This window comes from Bacillus sp. 22475 (assembly GCF_052044835.1).
GTDB classification, from domain to species: Bacteria; Bacillota; Bacilli; order Bacillales; family Bacillaceae_G; genus Bacillus_A; species Bacillus_A cereus.
Window position 1 is genome coordinate 16,250 of the sequence record NZ_JBQENW010000023.1, and the last position, 18,199, is coordinate 34,448.

Below are 18,199 nucleotides of genomic sequence, written 5' to 3' on the forward strand. Positions count from 1 at the left end.
ATGTTGAATTATCAACAAATTTAATGTATTTAGTATCCACTTTCTTGTCTGTGCACTTGGACATGAAAGTGGATACTTCTTAAAATAGAGACATGAAAGTGGTTATTTTCTAAATAAGAGTAAAAGATTTATAAAAACGTTTAACGATTAACATTCAGGATGTATGTGATATTGTAGGCTAATGTGCTTCGAAAACCACTGCAGATATTATTGATTATGTGTGTTCCTCCAATGATGATGAAAAAGAGAAGATGTAATGGTCAAATGGAAGCTAACCTATATAGGCTGCTTCTTATTTCTGATTGAACTAATGAAGCATGTGATGATACTCTAAAAAATATTGTATAATAATTGTTATACATTGGGATCGGAGGAATGCTAATTATGGCGAAGAATTTAATCACTGTCCATACAAATTCTGGGGAGACTAAATTAATCGATACGATAATTTCATTGAAAAAGGGTATCTGGTATTGGAAGTATATTTTATTATCTGCAAAAACAAATAAAGAGCGATTACTGGAAGCGCTCCCAATTTTCGAATTTAAAAAGCTAAGTGAAGAAAGGGACGTAGAAGAAGCACTTCCTCCATTTCAAATTACTGATGATGAATTAGAACGTGTTGCATCTGAGATGCTAAAACAGATGAGAGGAATTCAAGAGTATAATCCTAATACTGGAAATACAATTGATGACTGTATGATTTCTTTAGATGCTTATATTCGTGAAGCATATAAAAGGCTACAAGAAACTGTTACAGCCATTAAACAATCAATACGTTTGCCGAATCTTACAAAGAGTATCAATCAGTTAAATGACCAAAATGTAAAACTATTCTCTGATGTTAACCATATGCTGCGTGATATAACACCCATTTTTCAGGGGATTGCATCATCCATTGATGGAATAATGTCAACAATTAAAGAATCTTTTAATAATGTCTATGAAACGATGAGAAATTTAAATGTATCAGAACTGTTATCTCAAGCTGAACAAAAGTGCCTAGAAGCCTTAGAACATTTTGTTCAGCAAGGTTGGTTCATTTTCTTAGATTTTAAAACATTAGACCTTCTAGATTTCTTTTATATAGAAACCGAAACAGGAGGAATTGTTTTAGAAACTAAGCAATTACTTTTATACTATACTCCTGAGTTGTTGGAGCGAAAAATTAATCAATGGGAAATTTATTTAGAAAATCGATATCCAATTGTAAAAGAAGCCGCATTAGCTCATTTATCTGGGAATTATTATGTAAGTGTTCCTTTGTTTACTATTCATTCTGAAGGTATCATCCGTGAAAGTTTTCCGAAAAAGTGGATGAAACAAAGTACAATCCGGGAATCTATGGAAGAAGCAATTCAGCAACGGGTTTCAAATGAAGAACTTATGTCAATTGTCCAAGGATATTTGCAAAGAGAAATCTTTCGTAACATTGGAGAAGAAGTTGAAACGTTTAGTCGTAATCAAGTTGTACACGGTGTTGATTTAAAATATGCAACAGTGGAGCATTCGTTACGTGCTTTTTTATTTTTTGATACACTTGTACGTTGCATATATGAAACCAATCTATTCAAAACGTCAGAAACTTTAACTAAATAGTGGAGATTTAAAAAAGATAAGAAGCCATAGAAATTTGAAGAAAGAGATGACTTATATTGTGAGTTAAATCATTCAGAGATACAATATGTGAATCTTATAAAAGATCATAAATTTTATGTATACATTTAGAAGGAGTGCGTAGTATTGAAAATTTCACAAATACAAATAAAAAACTATCGGAATTTAAACGATATCAATATTAAAGTAAATAGATTAGTAATTTTTATTGGTGAGAATAATAGTGGGAAAAGTAATCTCCTTAAAGCTATTACACTACCATTTTTTAATGATGAAATTGGTAGTGTAAACAAAAATTTGGGGTGGCAAGATATTGGTAACTCAGCTAAAACTAAATACTTTAATTTCCTCCAAGAAAATTTAGAGAGTATAAAAAATGGGGATAAACAATATTCTGCACCCTTTGTAAAGAATATAAAAAAAGCTAGGCAACATCAAGGAGATGATTTCTGTATTCAACAGGAGCCATCTTTTTTTAATTCCATTGATATCTATAGTGATTATAGTATGTCATATATTTCTTAATCTGTTGTTTTAATTTAATAAAAGACTCGCAAGGTTTGAAGTGCCCCCAATTGTTAGACTGTATCTAACAATTGGGGGTACTTTTTGGGGTTTTAAATATATAAACAGCTAATTAAATCGTAAAATTATATTGTTAACCAATCAAAGATAGGAATATCTCAAATCTTTTATGCGATTCATTGAGGAAATGATTAAAAATTCAACCGCAATATTTATCCGGAAAATAAAATATTAAATAACATATTAAATGATCAGCAGGAATTTTAATATTATTTAGAAATACCCTAATTTTTTTATATAATTTAAAGTTAATAATTGTATATTGTAATATAATGAAAATAAAAACAACAAATAAGAAGGGAAAAAATTAATATGAATAATATTAAAGAATATTTACCATTCATAATTCCTATATTGGCAGCTACACTTGGCTATATTTTTGGACAAAGAACGACTAAAATTAATCGATTTTACACTCAAAATGAAAATAATTTAAAAAATGTAATTGAACCATTATTTTTAAGTTTAAAAATTATTATGAAAGAAGATAGTGCTTTTAAAAGAAAGAAGTTACTTGATGACTTGTTTAAAACGTATCTTCTTGAAAAAAAAGGGATATATCAAATAGGTAATAAAGATTTAATAGACAAACTTTTTTATGTTGAGGGACTATATGAGGAATTTAAAAAGAAACAGAAAGAGGAGGAGTGGAAGGAATTTTGGATTGAATTAAACTATTTTTATAATGCGATTAAAAATGAATACTGGAATAATTTTTACACCTTATATAAAGAATATAGATGGTATTTACATAGTCTAGATAAAAATATGTTTGTACGATTCTTTTATGAAGTAATCAGACTTTTAAAAGAAACAGTTAACTCCTTGACGTTATTATCATTTGGATTCTTATTCTTCTGTATCTATGACAGATTAATAAAATGGATATTTGGTAAAGGTGTTATGCCTGAAGATTCTATTACTTTTAGTATTATTCTATTGATATTTTGTATTGCAATGTACTGCTTTATTTCAGTATTTGATGCACTCAGCCCCGATTCTTCACAGCAAAAAAATTATATAGATAAATTAGTAAGGAAGGGAACGAATAAGAATAAATCGTTCGAAAAAAAAATAACTGTTCCTCCAATGTACAAACAATGAATTTATAATAGAGATTGCTTTAGAAATAAATTATAAGAGAAATATACTAAGTAATATGTGCAGAAGATACATGAGAGCAACTAAAAAGAAGGAAAAAAATCAATATAAATTCTTTAACTAGCAGTTTTTTAATCAATACAAGGGTAATTAAATGTAAAATTCATCTCAAATATACACTAGTGATCTTTGAACTAATATTTACCAGCAGAAGCGAATTACAACACAATAGCCTCTTATGATTAATAAAAATACATCACTATTAAATGGTGATGTATTTTTATTTTAGAAAGAATCGTTATACGCAGCTGTACAGAAATAAAGTTCTCTTTTAATTAATAGATTTGCTGTTGAAAATCATGGTAAAGATGCACATAGATATATGTAACTAAAGCAATTCCTTTATAAAAAGTATCCACTTTCTTTTCCTAAAACAATGAGAGGAATAGAAGTATCCACTTTCTTGTCTAAAAAGTATCCATTTTCATGTCTTTGTACAAGATAGGAGGGGGAGTTTAACTCACATCCACTCAAGTGTTCGTTAAATTCGCATTTAACGAATAAATTATCACTACAGAAATTAATTTATTCTAAACTATTTATCGATAATAAAATAAATAGTTACATTATTCTAGCAAACTATATATAACTTTTTTAACAGGTGCAAATAACCAAATATCGCATTTTATCAGTTATTGTTATATAATTTATTACTTAATCAATATATAACAATGAGGTGTATTTAATTGTCGTTTTTGAAAAACAGTAAAATTGGCACAACATTAAACGTATTGGTAGTTATATCAAGTATCGCTTGTATACTACTATCTATACTAGGATTTAGTGGCCTTAAGAAAGGTGAGTATGCTTCTTCAACTATGTATGAAGATAGTTTATTACCAATTCAGTGGATAGGAACTGTAGAGTCTAATTTTTATCATGTTAATATGAATGTAATGGAAATTATGATATCAAAAGATGAAAAAAGAATGAAAGAGCTTATGACAGAAATAGAGAAAACTCGTACAGAAACTGATCAGTTATTAAAGCAGTTTGAGGCTAGAGTTAGTTCTAATAAAGAAAAAGAATTGTATACAACATTTCATGAAATATTTAATGAGTTAAGAATACAGATGAAGAAAGTGCAAGATTTAGGACAATCTAACAATGAAGAAGCATATGCTTATTATCTAAAAGAGGTTGACCCTAATATGAAAAAGGAAATCCAGGTACTTCGTGAACTTATCATATATAATAATAATAATGCAGAGCAATTACAGAAAACTAATATCAACAGTGCAACAAACACAATGATACTGTTTGTTAGTATTTCCGTTATAGCAATTGCAATCGTTATCTTTATTGGCTATATCATTAAAAGTGCTATTAATCAACCTATTGTATTATTACAAAAAGATATGGAGCGGGTATCTGCAGGTGATTTAACGATACGTACTTCTTATAAATCAAATAATGAATTGGGAAGTATTGTGAAGTCTTTTAATAGTATGTTGGATAACTTACAACAAATAATTGGAGAAGTAAAAATTACCACACAAGAGGTTATTTCTTCTACCGATGGTATGTTGCAAGATACAAAGCGAGCATCTCATATATCAAGTGAGGTTGTTCAAACTATTTCTGAGGTAGATAAAAAAATAGAAGGACAAGTTACTAGTATTCAAGAAAGTTCCTCATCAATGGAAGAAATTGCGACTGGAGTTCAAACAGTAGCTGAATCTTCAGCAATGGTCACTGAAGTGGCCGTCACAACAACAGAACAAGTCAATTCTGGTAGTGAAGTAATAAAACAATCTATACTTCAAATGAATAGTGTTCATGATGTTGTTGAAGAAACATCCAAAGTAATAGACAGGCTTGTAACACGTACACAGCAAATTGATAAAGCCCTAGATGCTATCACTAATATTGCTGAACAAACAAACCTTCTTGCCTTAAACGCTGCGATTGAAGCTGCACGTGCTGGAGAAAATGGAAAAGGGTTTGCAGTGGTGGCAGCAGAAGTGAGGGATTTAGCTGAGCAGTCTAAAGCATCCGCAAATGAAATCAATCATTTAATAAAATCTATTCAACAAGATACACAAGATACAGTTGATGTGATGCAAAAAGGCAAACAAAAGGCTGCAGAGGGAAAAGAAGCTGCTTATAAAGCAGATCAAGCATTCTCGTCTATTATGGTGGATATAAATAAAATCACCAGCCAAATTCAAGAAGTATCTGCAGCGACAGAGGAAATGTCTGCCGGTACAGAAGAAGTGAATGCCTCTATGTCGATTGTTTCTGAAACGGCAACGCAAGTAGCTAAGGAAACAGCTCATACTGTACAGTCAATCCAATCACAAGCGACCTCAATTGAGGAGCTATCGAATCAATCTAACAAAATAAAAGAAAAAGTAGAAGCTTTATCAGAATTAGTTTCGAAATTTATTATTGAGGAGCAAGAAAAAAAGAAATAATATATATCGAATATGATATAAAAGTAATAAAAAAGACTATTGTAATTTTTATAAAATACAATAGTCTTTTTTTATGAGAATTCAGGTTGTTTTTTTCGTTTTAGGAAACAATGAATTGCTTAGCTTAATAACGATATGGCGAGATCGCTATAAATTGGTTAGTTATCGATTATTCGTTAAATTTTTTGAAAATACATCTTTCGTGATGTAGAAAGAATACATACCTGCAAATTCTTTGAATTCCTCATTTAAACATTTGATTTTTTCTTCAAATTGAAATCCAAGCTTTTTCAAAACTCTAATAGATGCTTTGTTTTCAGGGAATACAACAGCAACAACACGCTCTATCCCTATTTTTAAAAATGCGTATTGTAAAAGGGCGTATGTGGCTTCTGTTGCATAACCTTTTCCCCATTTATCATACGATAAAGCATAATACATTTCTGTAGATGTAATCTCGAAGTCTAAAGGACCTAATCCACAATATCCGATAAACTTTTGAGAGGATTTTTCAAAAATAGAAAGATTGAATTTAGCAATATTATTTGCGTTGTTTTGTTTGTTCATCTCTATGCTCCATAGAATAATATCTTGTATTTCTTCTAGTGAATATGACGGACATGGCTTGAACTACCCCCACTTTTACTTCTAAACGAAGTGAAAGTGGGGGTAGTTCAATTCATTGCATATCAAGAGGTATACTTTATCCATTCTCGTTTCTTTCTACACTTATACAGATGGGGGAAGGAGTCTACTCCCATCTCATGAAGTTGTTTGGAAAATAGCAAATTCATTTAATTTCTTTTAAAATGAAGAGTTATTCTGATTGGATAAAGGATAATTTAGTAGTTAAACTGGTAAAACTTTATTATTTTTTGAAATAGTTTATTAAAGCACTACAAATTTATTCTTTAAAAATTTGTATTTCATAGTTGAAAATCCACCTTACTGTAACTATAATAGTTACAGTAAGGTGGATTTATAGATATATGTACTACATTTAATTACAAATATGAATGGAGTTGTTATAGGTTATGTAAATATAGAAAAAAGTGATAAATATCCTTAAATAATTATAATAAGATAAAACGTTTTCGAATTCATACACATTATTAAATATGTTTTTTTAATAGAGATATATATTTAAATTATTTTTATTATAAACTCGTATAAAAAAACTAGAGGTGGACAAAATGAAAATTTTTAAAGGCATGTTAATATCTTCACTTGCTCTTACAACTTTTACTGGGATAGGTACTACATTTTTAACAAATACAGTACACGCTGCTAATGATGATTCTACAAAAATACAAGTACGTTCCAATAAGAATTTAAACGATACAGCAATTGGCTCAAAATTTCCTTTCTTATCAGTTAATCCCTATGATGAACCTAGATTTTCAAGACAAGGCTACCTAGAAGAGGCACCCTTAGGAATTAATGCACCTTATGCTTGGGGAATTAAGGGAGGCGATGGTCAAGGAGCTACTTTTGTAGATTTAGAAGCAGGATGGTTACTAAATCATGAGGATTTAGTCAGTCAAAATATTGAATTTATGTCTGGAAAAATGGGTAATGACCTTTCTCACGGTACTTCAGTTCTAGGTGTTGTTTCTGCGGCCGATAATGGAATTGGAAACATTGGAATAGCACCCAAAGCAAAGGTAAAAGTTATTTCAGATATTCGAAACAATGGAAAAGTTGATGTAAGAGATGCTATTTTAAGTGCTGTAGATTCATTACATGCCGGAGATGTTCTATTAATAGAGGAATCTTTCAAATATCCTGGATATGGAGATAAACCTTTACCAGTAGAAGCGTATTCAAGTATTTTCAACGCAATTCGCAAAGGCACAGATAAAGGCATCGTTATTATAGAAGCTGCTGGAAATGGTGGGAATGATTTAGATGAATTTAAAGATTTTGGTGGTAAGCGAATTTTCAATCGCAATAGTCCCGACTTTAAAGATTCCGGAGCTATTATGGTTGGTGCATCTACTGCAAGAGTTCCCCATAAACGTTTAGATTTCTCTAACTATGGTAGTAGGATTGATGTATATGGTTGGGGAGAGTATGTTGATACACTAGATACATATCAAAATCAAAATAGCGCAGGGGACAAGATTACAGATCAGAAGATAACAAATCGTTACACTCCTAATTTTCGTGGTACTTCTAGCGCTTCACCTATAATCGCAGGCGCTGCTGTATCTATTCAAGGAATTGCCAAAGAACACTTAGGTAAGGCGTATACACCAAAGGAATTAAGAGCTATTTTAAGTAACCCAAATACAGGAACGAAATCTAATAATCCATCATCTGATAAAATAGGGGTTTTACCAGATTTAAAAGCTATCTTGTCTAATCTTGGATTTAAAAGTGATTTGACTACAAATGATTCTATGGCATTTCCAGAGAAAGTAGAAAAAAATAAGGAAGCAGAAAATTCAACTTTCGTATTTCCAGATGAAGAAAGAACAAGTAACGGGGACAAAAGCTCAACTATAACATTCCCAGAAGAAGATTTAAACCAAAAAGAGAAAGAAGATGTATCGATTGTTTTTCCAGAGTAATACAAAAATACTATCTCCAAATTGGAGATAGTATTTTTGTATTACTTTTGAACTACTCAGTAAAGCTAACAAAAGTAACTAACACAACTGTGCGAAAGATAGTAATAGAATATACTCATTACTACAATTGTGTGCGAATTCAAGAGAAATTAAACTACCTATCTCAAAAAGAATATAAGAAACAGATAGTTTAGATGTTATGATGTGCATCCCATTTTCAGGACTCACATCATAAGGAATTTTGTTTATTTAACAGCAATAATGGAGAAAAGCGGTATAGAAGCATAAGCAATTTGCTCAGCTTTTGTGTAGATTAATTCGTGAAAATCTTGTCTTGTTTGAATATCTCGAAATCCTAACTGGAATAGTACTGCCTTATCCCATTCTGGTCGCATAGCAAAAGTGAGTGGTAAATTTTTAGCAATCGCATCTCCTTCGCTAAATAATATTTTTTCATCATAAACTGGAAATCCCAATTGTTTTGCTTTCTCAATATCGTTTTGATAAATTTCGGCATGCATTTTCTTAGCTAATGTGATATTCCAATTCGCATCAAAGATTAGTAACTGACCATCTTTTTTTAACCAATTATACCATTCTGTGTATGTTCTTTCCGGATAATGAAGCGTCCAAGTTACATTACGTGAAACAATAACATCATATGACTCTATATCATCGAAAGGAGAAGCATCTAAAACATGAATAAAATTTACAGAAACTCCTGATTGTAATGCATTTTTTTTTGCAGTTTTAATCATATATTCTGAAAAATCTAAAGCAGTAACCTCGTGTCCCATCTGAGCTAATAAAATAGCAAAGAAACCTGGACCAGTACCAATTTCTAAAATTTTAAGAGGACCTTTCATACTAATATGTTCTTCTAAAATTCGTCGCCACGCTTCTTTTTTAAATCCACTTAGTTCTTCCTGAATAATGCCATCATATATTTCAGCACTGTTGTCCCAGTATTTTTGATGTCTTTTTATTTCTTCCATATTACTCCTCCTAATAAAAAATATTGACAAACTAAACCCACCTTTAATATGATAATCGTAATCATTACGATTTGCAATATAAAATTAGAAAGAGGGTTTGTAATGAATAAAAAGATAATCACTTCATTGTTGACTGTTTTGTTAGTTTTTGTTTTAGCAGGATGCAGTGAAGGCAGTAAAGTTACAACTAAGGAAAATAAAGATACGATTCAAGTGGCGCTAACATCTGATAGTGGTGCAGATAAATTAGATGCAGCTTCTTATGATGGATCCATGCCATTATATACTGCGGTGTATGATCCTTTAGTAGAATACGGAGAAAATGGGGAGATAAAACCTGCATTGGCTAAATCATGGGAGGTTTCGGAAGATGGGAAAACATATACTTTTCATTTACGCAATGATGTCAAGTTTTCTGATGGATCTAATCTCAATGCAGATGCTCTTCTATTTTCTATTAATAGATGGAAAGGCAAAAAAGAACATGCTTGGTTAAAAACAGCAGCGACTTTGGATAGGGCGGAAAAAATAGATGACTATACTGTTAAAATGACTTTTTCTGAACCAAGTGTTTTGATTTTTAATGAGTTAACAGCAGCTCGTCCGCTCCGGGTAATGAGTCCAAATTCTGTGGAACCTGCTGGAGATCCAAATGGTAAGTTTGTAAAAGCGATTGGCAGTGGCGCATTGAAAATCGACTCTCACAAAAAGGGGAAAGAGACGGTACTAACTCCAAATAAACATTATTGGAAATATAATTTTAAAAATAAAAAGATGATTTGGAAAGTTATCCCTGATGCGCAAACTCGTTCTTTAGCACTGCAAGAAGGAAGCGTTCAAATAGCAGGAGGAGAGATGAGCAAGATATCATATCAAGCCTTAAATGTATTTAAAGATAATAATGCCTATAAAGTAGAAACCAAACCGGGTACAATGAGTTATTTTCTTGCAATCAATAATCAAAAAGAAGCTTTACAAGATGTTAAAGTTCGCCAAGCGTTGAATTATGCCATTAATAAAGAGCATTTAGCAGATAAGGTATTAGACAAAAACGGATTACCAGCTAAAGGTTTATTTGCTAGGACTGTCCCTTTTGTGACAGAATCGAATAACTCAGGTTATACCTATAACCTAGATAGAGCGAAACAATTATTGAAAGAAGCGGGATATGGTGAAAACGGGAAGGTTTTAAAGCTTAAGCTAGCTTTTCAAACAGAAGAATTTCCTGAATGGAAACAAATTTCAGAAACTATACAAAGTAATTTGAAAGAAGCCGGAGTTGAAATTTTACTTAATAGCATGGAGTCAACCTCCTATTATAATAATTTATGGAAAAAACGAGATTATGACTTATTAATCTATAGAACCTATGCGGATAGTCTTAATCCACAAGGTTTTCTAGATTCCCTATTTGTGGTAAGAAACGATGGGAAAGGTGTAGCTTATACGGATGAAAATCTGTCAAATTATATTATAGAAGCTGGCAAAGCTATGACTAATGATGAACGTCAGGCAGCATATGACAAAGTATTTTCTTATATGAATACAAATGCAGTGACTGTCCCTCTTTTCTATCCAAATGATATCTTTGTACATCGTGCTGATACTAAAGGTTTTACTTGGGGACCAATCATTGATGACCCGGTCATTTGGAATAACCTAGAAAGGGTAGAATAGAAGATGTGGCGTTTTACTGTAAACAGATTATTTATCATTTTTTTAACTCTATTTTTTCTCAGTATTTTTTTGTTTTTTCTTGTTCGAATAATTCCCGGTTCACCAGAAATGGTCATACTATTACAGCGTGGAGGAATTATAAATACCGAAGAATTGACTAATCTAAGAGAAGAACTTGGTCATAATACATCATTATTTAATCAATATATTGGGTGGGCAATGAAAATAATAAGGTTCGATTTTGGTGTTTCTTACCAATCGAACCTCCCTGTGGTAGAAGAAATATTTTCACGAATAAATGGCACACTTTTATTAGCTGGGCCTTCTCTAGCTATTTCAACGTTGGCTGGGATCATCATTTCTTTTTATGCCGCTCTTTATAACGGAAGTAGATGGGACAAATGGATTGGCAATATATCTATTTTTCTATCATCACTGCCAAGTTACTTGGTTGGACTATTATTGGTATTAATATTTTCTATACACTGGAAAATTACCCCTGTATATGGTAATGATACGTGGTTACATTTCATTCTCCCTATTGTGACTGCTAGCTTATCCCTTAGTGCAGTTTTTGTGCAACTATTCCGGCAAATCATAGGGGAAGTAATAGAAAGTCTTTATTTTGAAGCGGCTCGAGCAAGAGGTTTAAAAAATGTAGTTTTATACAGTAGAACTCTCTATCTGCCTTGTATTCATGGATTTTTAACGGTGATAGCTGCTAATATTGGTAGTTTGTGGGGGTTGATTATTGTGATTGAAACTATTTTTGCTTGGCCTGGGGTAGGGAATTATATTATTCATGCAGTTTCTGTCAGGGATTATCCAGTTATTATAGGGTTTACATTAATAATGGCGTTTTTTACCATGCTTATCTATTTAATAATTGATATGCTTTTACGATGTATAGACCCACGTCAAAAGTGGAAAGAAGGGGGAAGAGAATGATGAAAAAAGCAGCATGGATTCTCCCGATAACTTGTTTTATTTTGTTAATCTTTTTAATAATAATAGGGATTTTATTGACTCCATATAGCCCATATGAAGTAAATGCGTCAGAGAAATTACAGCCACCAAATTCCCTTCACTGGTTTGGAACGGATCATTTAGGGAGAGATATATTAACTAGACTTGTTATTGGAGCACCTTATACTTTGCTTTTTCCGGCCATCGTCTTAATACTTTCTTTTATTTTAGGGACATTATTTGGACTTATTAGTAGTTTATGGGGGAGAAAAATAGATACTATAATGACTGCTATCATGGATTCCTTCAGTTCTATACCGAATTTGCTTTTTGTTGTTGCCATTACTGGTATTTTGGGTCCAGGGCTTGTTAATACGTTAGTAGCTGTTCTAATTTCCTGGTGGGTTCAATATGCAAGAATCATACGTAACGTGTCGGTTGTTACACGAAATCAACCGTTTATTCTCGCTGCACAATTAAGTGGAACATTTGGAATCAAATTGATTTACCGACATCTGTTACCGAACACATTACCTCTTATTCGTGAACTGTTTTTTTTAGATATGGGGACCATTATTCTGATGATATCTAGTCTATCTTTTCTTGGTTTAGGAGCGCAACCACCAATGCCAGAATGGGGTGGCATGATACTTGACGGCAAAAGTTATTTCCAGATTGCACCATGGATTACTTTGATTCCTGCTTCCTGTATTACCATTTTTGTTATGTTATTTTATTTTATTGGAAAGGGGCTAAAAGTAAGTGACTGACAATATATTACTTGACGTGCAGAAACTTTCCATCAAATCAGGCGAGAATATACTAGTAAAAAATATTTCTTTTCATATTTGCAAAGAGGAGATGTTTTGTTTAGTTGGAGAATCTGGCAGCGGTAAATCAATTACTTCTCGCACAATAATGGGATTATTAGACAAGAGAAAAATAAAAGTAGATGGTGTCATAACGTTAGATAAACAAAAAAACAATTTGACAATGCTGTCAGAAAAGGAGTGGCAGAAAATCAGGGGAGAGGAAATAGCACTAATTTATCAACACCCCACACTGGCATTACATCCGTTTTTAAAGATTGGAAACCAAATGTTGGATGTGCTAAGAAGTAAAAAGTCAATAGGAAAAAAAGAAGCAAAGAAAGAAGTATTTCAACAACTATTGGAAATGAATTTTTCTGATCCCGAAAGAATAGCAGCTGCTTATCCTTCGCAGTTAAGTGGGGGTATGAATCAGCGTGTCATGATTAGTATGGCATTGTTACTACGGCCTCGTTTGTTAATTGCTGATGAACCAACGACTGGTTTAGACACAATTAACCAACAAAAAGTTATTCGAAAACTCTTAGAGTTAAAAGAAAAATATAAAATGTCCATTTTGTTTATTACACATGATTTACGCCTAGCGGACCAAATTGCAGATAAAGTGGCAGTGATGAAGAACGGTGAAATTATTGAAGTAGCACCGCTTTCTACCATTAGAGAAAATCCACAACACAGTTATACAAGAGACTTATGGAATAAACTCCCTAATTCTCAGGGGAGCGAGGGAGGTTCTACATGCTTTTAGAAGTAAAAAATATTTCTGCATCATTTCAACACTCAGAAAAAAAGATACTTGATAGTGTTTCTTTCCTACTTAAGAAAGGACAAAAATTAGGCGTTGTAGGAGAGTCTGGAGGCGGAAAAAGTACACTGACAAAAATTATATCCGGTTTTCATCCATATACAAATGGAAAGGTACAAATACAAAATCGAGTAATTAAAGCAACCGCTAAAGATAGAAAATGGATAAGCAAAAGGTTACAAATGGTTTTTCAGAATCCAATTTCCTCACTGGACCCTCAGCAGACTGTTCAACAAATTTTAGAAGAGCCATTGCTTAATTTCACTTCATTTACTAAAAAAGAACGCAAACAAAAAATTTTGGAACTATTAGCAGAGGTGAATTTACAACCTGACGTTTTAAAAAGGAAAAGTAATTCATTAAGTGGGGGACAAGCACAAAGAATTTGTATTGCACGATCATTGTTAGCTAATCCAGAAATTCTTGTATGTGATGAGCCAGTTACTAGCCTTGATATGACAACACAGTTAAAAATAATGAAACTACTAAAGAGAGTTGGTAAAGAGCAGCAATTATCAATTATTTTCGTTTCACATGATATTTCGCTTGTTTTAGAATTTTGTGATGTAGCCCTGGTACTTAAAGACGGGAAAATAGTTGATTATTTTGTAGCAAAGGAGTGGATGCATGCAGATAGAGATGCTTACACAAAAAAATTAATTGAATCAACTGGAATTCTCTAAATTATTTAAAAGGATGATTTATCATGTAACTGCAAATGAAGTCTATGTATATGTGAAGTAAGAAAAAAGAGGGCGTATCCAACCCTCTTTTCTGATTTTAAAATATTATATATTATCAAATTTTTTAATTTTATTCATAAATATGGATATATTAATGTTTGTGATGAAGTGAATTATGGTTCCATATTTTATGAGTAGTAACTAATATCTGATAGGAGTGTGGCGAGAACCCTATCAGATAGGACTGACTATATTGTATGCAGAACTCTTGAGAAATTTATACAGAGAAAGAGCAGCTAGCATAAGCTAACTGCTCGATACAGAAAAGAGAAGAAAGATTGGACAGGTAAAAGAGTTCTAGCTTATCGACTATGTATAAAATTTGCGGAATATTGAAAAACATTCCGTCCAGCCAAAATAAAAAGAGCACCTTTGAGCAGCGCTCTTCCTCGGAGTGATTAATCAAATGTACATAATATAAATGAAAGCCCAATGGAGGTATATTGAAAAGTGTTCAATACAAGGTATGTATCTCTAAATAAAAAGGTGATGGAAAATAAAAGGGGCGGCTAATAAAAACTGGCTGCTCCAATAAGAGATGAAACTTTAGATGTAATTATAATATGAGCGGAATATTGAATTTTATTCAGGGTGGGAGTAGTGGTAAATGAATAAATTTAGGCTGTTCCAACTTGGTTTTGGTCTGCAACATCAGCATCAAATGTGTTTGTCGCGCTAACCCCGTTAAAAGTATTTACGACAAATCCAACATTGGAAGCGCCAGATCCATTATAAGCTTTCGTATTTTCTTTCGGAGATACGTTATAAAAATCCCCTAGATTGAAAGCACCATTACTGTTTTGAACGACGAGATTTCCAACAACAGAAGGCATAGTACTCACCTACTTTCCTAGAAGGTATTTGAATTAGTATATGGTGTATTCGTCTAGAGGTTCATTTGGATCTAAGACTTCAAAGTTATTGCTCGTGAAGAGTTTAATAAAATAATCTTTTGCGCGACACGTTTCCTTATAAGTATGTAAACACAAAATGGGAGAGTCATTAAACAGATTGATTGAAAGTAGGAATGAAAGCCGTCAGGTTGAGCTAGTGCCAATTGTTTTATACCAAAGGATATAAGCCATTTCAAAAGCCCCTCTCTGTTGGTGTGGAAATCTCACCATCCATATCAGATTTTAAAATAAAGAAAAAGAGGATTTTTATGAACAAAAAATGTTATCTGATCCTATAGGTAGATAATTATATCTTGATTTCCGAATTTATAAATGTTAGTATAAATATACACCGTTTCTTATTTATCTATAAGTAGTGTCTGTAGAACGAATAGAATAATTTAAAAAAATCCTCTTTTGCACCCATATGCAGAAGGGGATTTTTTTTTTATGGGATTTCAAATTTACTTTTAGATAAAGCTTTAAGTACTGGTTTTACAATTAAACCTAATAAATGAAAAACTTTATGGTCATTAAGTGCCTGTACGGCACATTCGGAAGGTGAAGGCATTCAAGTGGTTTCACTTAAAGATGTAGATACTTTTTACATAAATCATAGTAACAAAAAGATAAATGTAGTATCCGCGGATATAGATGAAGTTACTTTTTATTTGTTTATGAACTACTTTATTATAAATACAAAATTATTTAGTTTATATAATAATTATTTACTATATTATTAACTTACTTATCTTACAAAAATGTAAGATTTTTTTGGTTGACACTCGTATATATAAGTAACTATACTTGTTACACAATGCTGTTAAATATATTAAATAGTTTCTTACAATAAGTGTATGACCGTGGATTCTTTTCGAAACAATAGTTTAATTTAGTAAACTATTATTTTTTTGCAATATAGTAACAATACCAACTCAATGTATTATCCTTTAAACTAGGTCATATTTCTTAGAACTTAACTACTCAAATAACATATCTACCAACTTGCAATAAATTTTTAGATTGCAGAATTACCCCAAAACGAAATTTCAGCTTGATGGGCATGTGGTGGGACCCCCATATGAAATGAAAAATCAAGCCGTTATTTTTTGGGTTCAGGCTACCAGCATTTAAACTATTATTTACACTAAAAGAAGTACAAGGAGGAAGGTGTATCTATTATAATAGTGAGATATACCAAATTAGAAATGAATATTAAATTTAATAAAAAAGTAGTAGCATTCACGGCAGGATTAACAGTATTATCTTCACCATTGGTATCGTTTGCAGAGGAACAACAATCGGTAAACAATAAGCAACCTACAAGTATTCAGGAACAAAGTAAAACAACATCAGATGAACAGGCTTTAAAAAGTATTGAAGCTAGTTTTGAAGGGGTAGACGGACGTGGTGGAGGTACTGTCGACAATAAGAAAACAGACAGTCTTCAACGTTCAGAAGGTATTCATGAAGAAACAGGTACATTAACTGTTCCTAGCAATTCAAACAGAATAAAACGTAGTCTATCTTCCACAACATCTAGAACCTCTAGTACAATAAACGGTGTTCCATTCACTGAATGGATTGTTCCAGTAGGTAACGATAATATTCGTCCTCAAAACTACATGAGTCCAAAGTACATTACAATTCATGAGACTGATAATACAAGTGTAGGAGCAGGTGCTAAAAACCACGCTCAATACCTATATAACCAAGCGGTAGGGAACACAGACCGATCTGCATCATGGCATTTTACAGTAGATGATAAAGAGATTTATCAACACCTACCATTAAACGAGAACGGATGGCACGCTGGAGACGGTGACGGTCCAGGTAATAGGGAATCCATTGCAATTGAAATTGCAGTTAACAGGGATGGTGACTACAATAAGGCAGTAAATAACGCTAAGAAACTTGTAGCGTATTTAATGAAAGAAACGGGTGTACCATTAAATAACATCGTAAAACACCAAAGATGGAGTGGTAAAAACTGTCCTGCTATTATGATAAAAAGTGGACAATGGGTTCCATTCGTAAATGGTGTTGAAAGTTATTATAATAAATTTAATCAACCAACAGACGATATAACAGGAGGTTGGTATGAGTCAGCTATTCGTGATTTGAATAGAAGGGGTATTATGGTAGGAGAAGGAAACGGGGTTTTCGCACCTAATAGAGCGATAACAAGAGCCGAATTTTCTCAATTAATCTCTAAATCTCTAAACCTGCCAGCTGGAGATGCTTCATTTAAAGACCTAAACGATGCAAATTCAACTTTACGAGATGGTATTAAACGTACTGCAAGTGCAGGTATCATTCAAGGTAGAGGAGATGGTTATTTTGACCCAAACACACCTATTACAAGAGAAGAATCAGCAATTATTGTAAACAAGGCTTTACAGTATAAAGGTATACGGGGGCCAGTTGCAAACTTACCATTCTCAGACAAAGACCAAATTAGCTATAAAGAAGACGTACAAAGATTGTATGGCTTAGGTATTGTAAAAGGTAAGGGTGACAATCAATACGTTCCTAAAGGAACAACAACTCGTGGTGAAACAGCAACATTCATTCTAAACATGCTTCAAGTAATTGAAAATGGTAATATTCAAAATGGAATTGGAACGGCTCAAATTAATGGTATTGGAGTAAATGTTCGAAGCGGATCAGGTACAAACTATTCTATTGTTAGAAAGACAAGTAAAGGTGAAAAAGTTACAGTATATGAAGAAAAGAACGGCTGGCTAAGAATTGGAACAGGGCAGTGGATTTATTATGACTCTAGTTATATTAACTATAACAGATTATAAAAGACTTAATAGTTAAAAGAACAGGTCATATTTGGATATATAACTTACTCTCAGGTTGTGAAGAAGACTTTCTCCACAACCTGTTTTTGTGTCTGGCCCCTTTTTTACCTGCCAATAAAAAAGATAA

General features: G+C 32.3%; 13 protein-coding genes and 3 pseudogenes. 12 read left to right on the top strand and 4 right to left on the bottom strand.

Annotated features, from left to right (window positions below; genetic code table 11):
- The first annotated feature begins 384 nt into the window (after positions 1 to 384).
- Both ACTJJY_RS24735 and ACTJJY_RS24740 read left to right on the top strand, forming a co-directional pair.
- Positions 385 to 1,599, top strand: coding sequence for a hypothetical protein (locus ACTJJY_RS24735; RefSeq protein ID WP_440606815.1), 1,215 nt, complete (start codon positions 385 to 387; stop codon positions 1,597 to 1,599).
- A gap of 144 nt (positions 1,600 to 1,743) precedes the next feature.
- Positions 1,744 to 2,001 (top strand): annotated as a pseudogene (locus ACTJJY_RS24740) (AAA family ATPase); the annotation flags it as partial.
- Positions 2,002 to 2,041: 40 nt separating this feature from the next.
- Here the strand turns inward: ACTJJY_RS24740 and ACTJJY_RS24745 are convergent.
- Positions 2,042 to 2,185 (bottom strand): annotated as a pseudogene (locus tag ACTJJY_RS24745) (IS3 family transposase); the annotation flags it as partial.
- Positions 2,186 to 2,514: 329 nt separating this feature from the next.
- Between ACTJJY_RS24745 and ACTJJY_RS24750 the strand changes: the two are divergent.
- Together ACTJJY_RS24750 and ACTJJY_RS24755 are read left to right on the top strand one after the other, a co-directional pair.
- Positions 2,515 to 3,306 carry a hypothetical protein gene (locus ACTJJY_RS24750; protein ID WP_440606816.1) on the top strand — a complete coding sequence of 264 codons (792 nt, stop codon included), beginning with the start codon at positions 2,515 to 2,517 and terminating at the stop codon, positions 3,304 to 3,306.
- A gap of 743 nt (positions 3,307 to 4,049) precedes the next feature.
- Entirely contained in the window at positions 4,050 to 5,780 is a 1,731-nt protein-coding gene (locus tag ACTJJY_RS24755; RefSeq protein ID WP_440606817.1) for a methyl-accepting chemotaxis protein, read from the top strand.
- A 162-nt stretch (positions 5,781 to 5,942) separates the two neighbouring features.
- Here ACTJJY_RS24755 and ACTJJY_RS24760 read toward each other — a convergent pair whose 3' ends face one another.
- Positions 5,943 to 6,347: a GNAT family N-acetyltransferase gene (locus tag ACTJJY_RS24760; protein ID WP_440606818.1), complete on the bottom strand. Its 405-nt coding sequence runs from the start codon at positions 6,345 to 6,347 to the stop codon at positions 5,943 to 5,945.
- A gap of 626 nt (positions 6,348 to 6,973) precedes the next feature.
- Here ACTJJY_RS24760 and ACTJJY_RS24765 point away from each other — a divergent pair.
- Together ACTJJY_RS24765 and ACTJJY_RS24770 are read left to right on the top strand one after the other, a co-directional pair.
- Entirely contained in the window at positions 6,974 to 8,353 is a 1,380-nt protein-coding gene (locus tag ACTJJY_RS24765) for a S8 family peptidase (protein ID WP_440606819.1), read from the top strand.
- 53 nt (positions 8,354 to 8,406) lie between these two features.
- Positions 8,407 to 8,547, top strand: a pseudogene (locus ACTJJY_RS24770) (IS3 family transposase); the annotation flags it as partial.
- A gap of 51 nt (positions 8,548 to 8,598) precedes the next feature.
- Here the strand turns inward: ACTJJY_RS24770 and ACTJJY_RS24775 are convergent.
- Positions 8,599 to 9,348, bottom strand: a complete 750-nt coding sequence (locus tag ACTJJY_RS24775; RefSeq protein WP_440606820.1) for a class I SAM-dependent methyltransferase — start codon at positions 9,346 to 9,348, stop codon at positions 8,599 to 8,601.
- 102 nt (positions 9,349 to 9,450) lie between these two features.
- On the opposite strand from ACTJJY_RS24775, the gene ACTJJY_RS24780 reads away from it, so the two are divergent.
- Genes ACTJJY_RS24780 through ACTJJY_RS24800 form a run of 5 tightly spaced genes read left to right on the top strand, consistent with a single transcriptional unit; the run spans position 9,451 to position 14,309 of the window.
- A complete protein-coding gene (locus tag ACTJJY_RS24780; RefSeq protein WP_440606821.1) occupies positions 9,451 to 11,025 on the top strand; it encodes an ABC transporter substrate-binding protein in 1,575 nt (524 codons plus the stop codon).
- A gap of 3 nt (positions 11,026 to 11,028) precedes the next feature.
- Positions 11,029 to 11,973, top strand: a complete 945-nt coding sequence (locus ACTJJY_RS24785; protein ID WP_440606822.1) for an ABC transporter permease — start codon at positions 11,029 to 11,031, stop codon at positions 11,971 to 11,973.
- Complete coding sequence (locus tag ACTJJY_RS24790) at positions 11,970 to 12,761, top strand: ABC transporter permease (RefSeq protein ID WP_440606823.1); 792 nt, start codon at positions 11,970 to 11,972, stop codon at positions 12,759 to 12,761. Before ACTJJY_RS24785 ends, ACTJJY_RS24790 begins: the two co-directional genes overlap by 4 nt.
- Positions 12,754 to 13,569 carry an ABC transporter ATP-binding protein gene (locus ACTJJY_RS24795; protein ID WP_440606824.1) on the top strand — a complete coding sequence of 272 codons (816 nt, stop codon included), beginning with the start codon at positions 12,754 to 12,756 and terminating at the stop codon, positions 13,567 to 13,569. The genes ACTJJY_RS24790 and ACTJJY_RS24795 overlap by 8 nt, the downstream gene beginning before the upstream one ends.
- Positions 13,560 to 14,309 carry an ABC transporter ATP-binding protein gene (locus ACTJJY_RS24800; protein ID WP_440606825.1) on the top strand — a complete coding sequence of 250 codons (750 nt, stop codon included), beginning with the start codon at positions 13,560 to 13,562 and terminating at the stop codon, positions 14,307 to 14,309. The genes ACTJJY_RS24795 and ACTJJY_RS24800 overlap by 10 nt, the downstream gene beginning before the upstream one ends.
- Before the next feature lie 677 nt (positions 14,310 to 14,986).
- Here ACTJJY_RS24800 and gerPF read toward each other — a convergent pair.
- Complete coding sequence (gene gerPF / locus ACTJJY_RS24805; RefSeq protein ID WP_053513850.1) at positions 14,987 to 15,202, bottom strand: spore germination protein GerPF; 216 nt, start codon at positions 15,200 to 15,202, stop codon at positions 14,987 to 14,989.
- Positions 15,203 to 16,470: 1,268 nt separating this feature from the next.
- Here gerPF and ACTJJY_RS24810 point away from each other — a divergent pair.
- A complete protein-coding gene (locus ACTJJY_RS24810; protein WP_440606847.1) occupies positions 16,471 to 18,072 on the top strand; it encodes an S-layer homology domain-containing protein in 1,602 nt (533 codons plus the stop codon).
- The last annotated feature ends 127 nt before the right edge of the window (positions 18,073 to 18,199 follow it).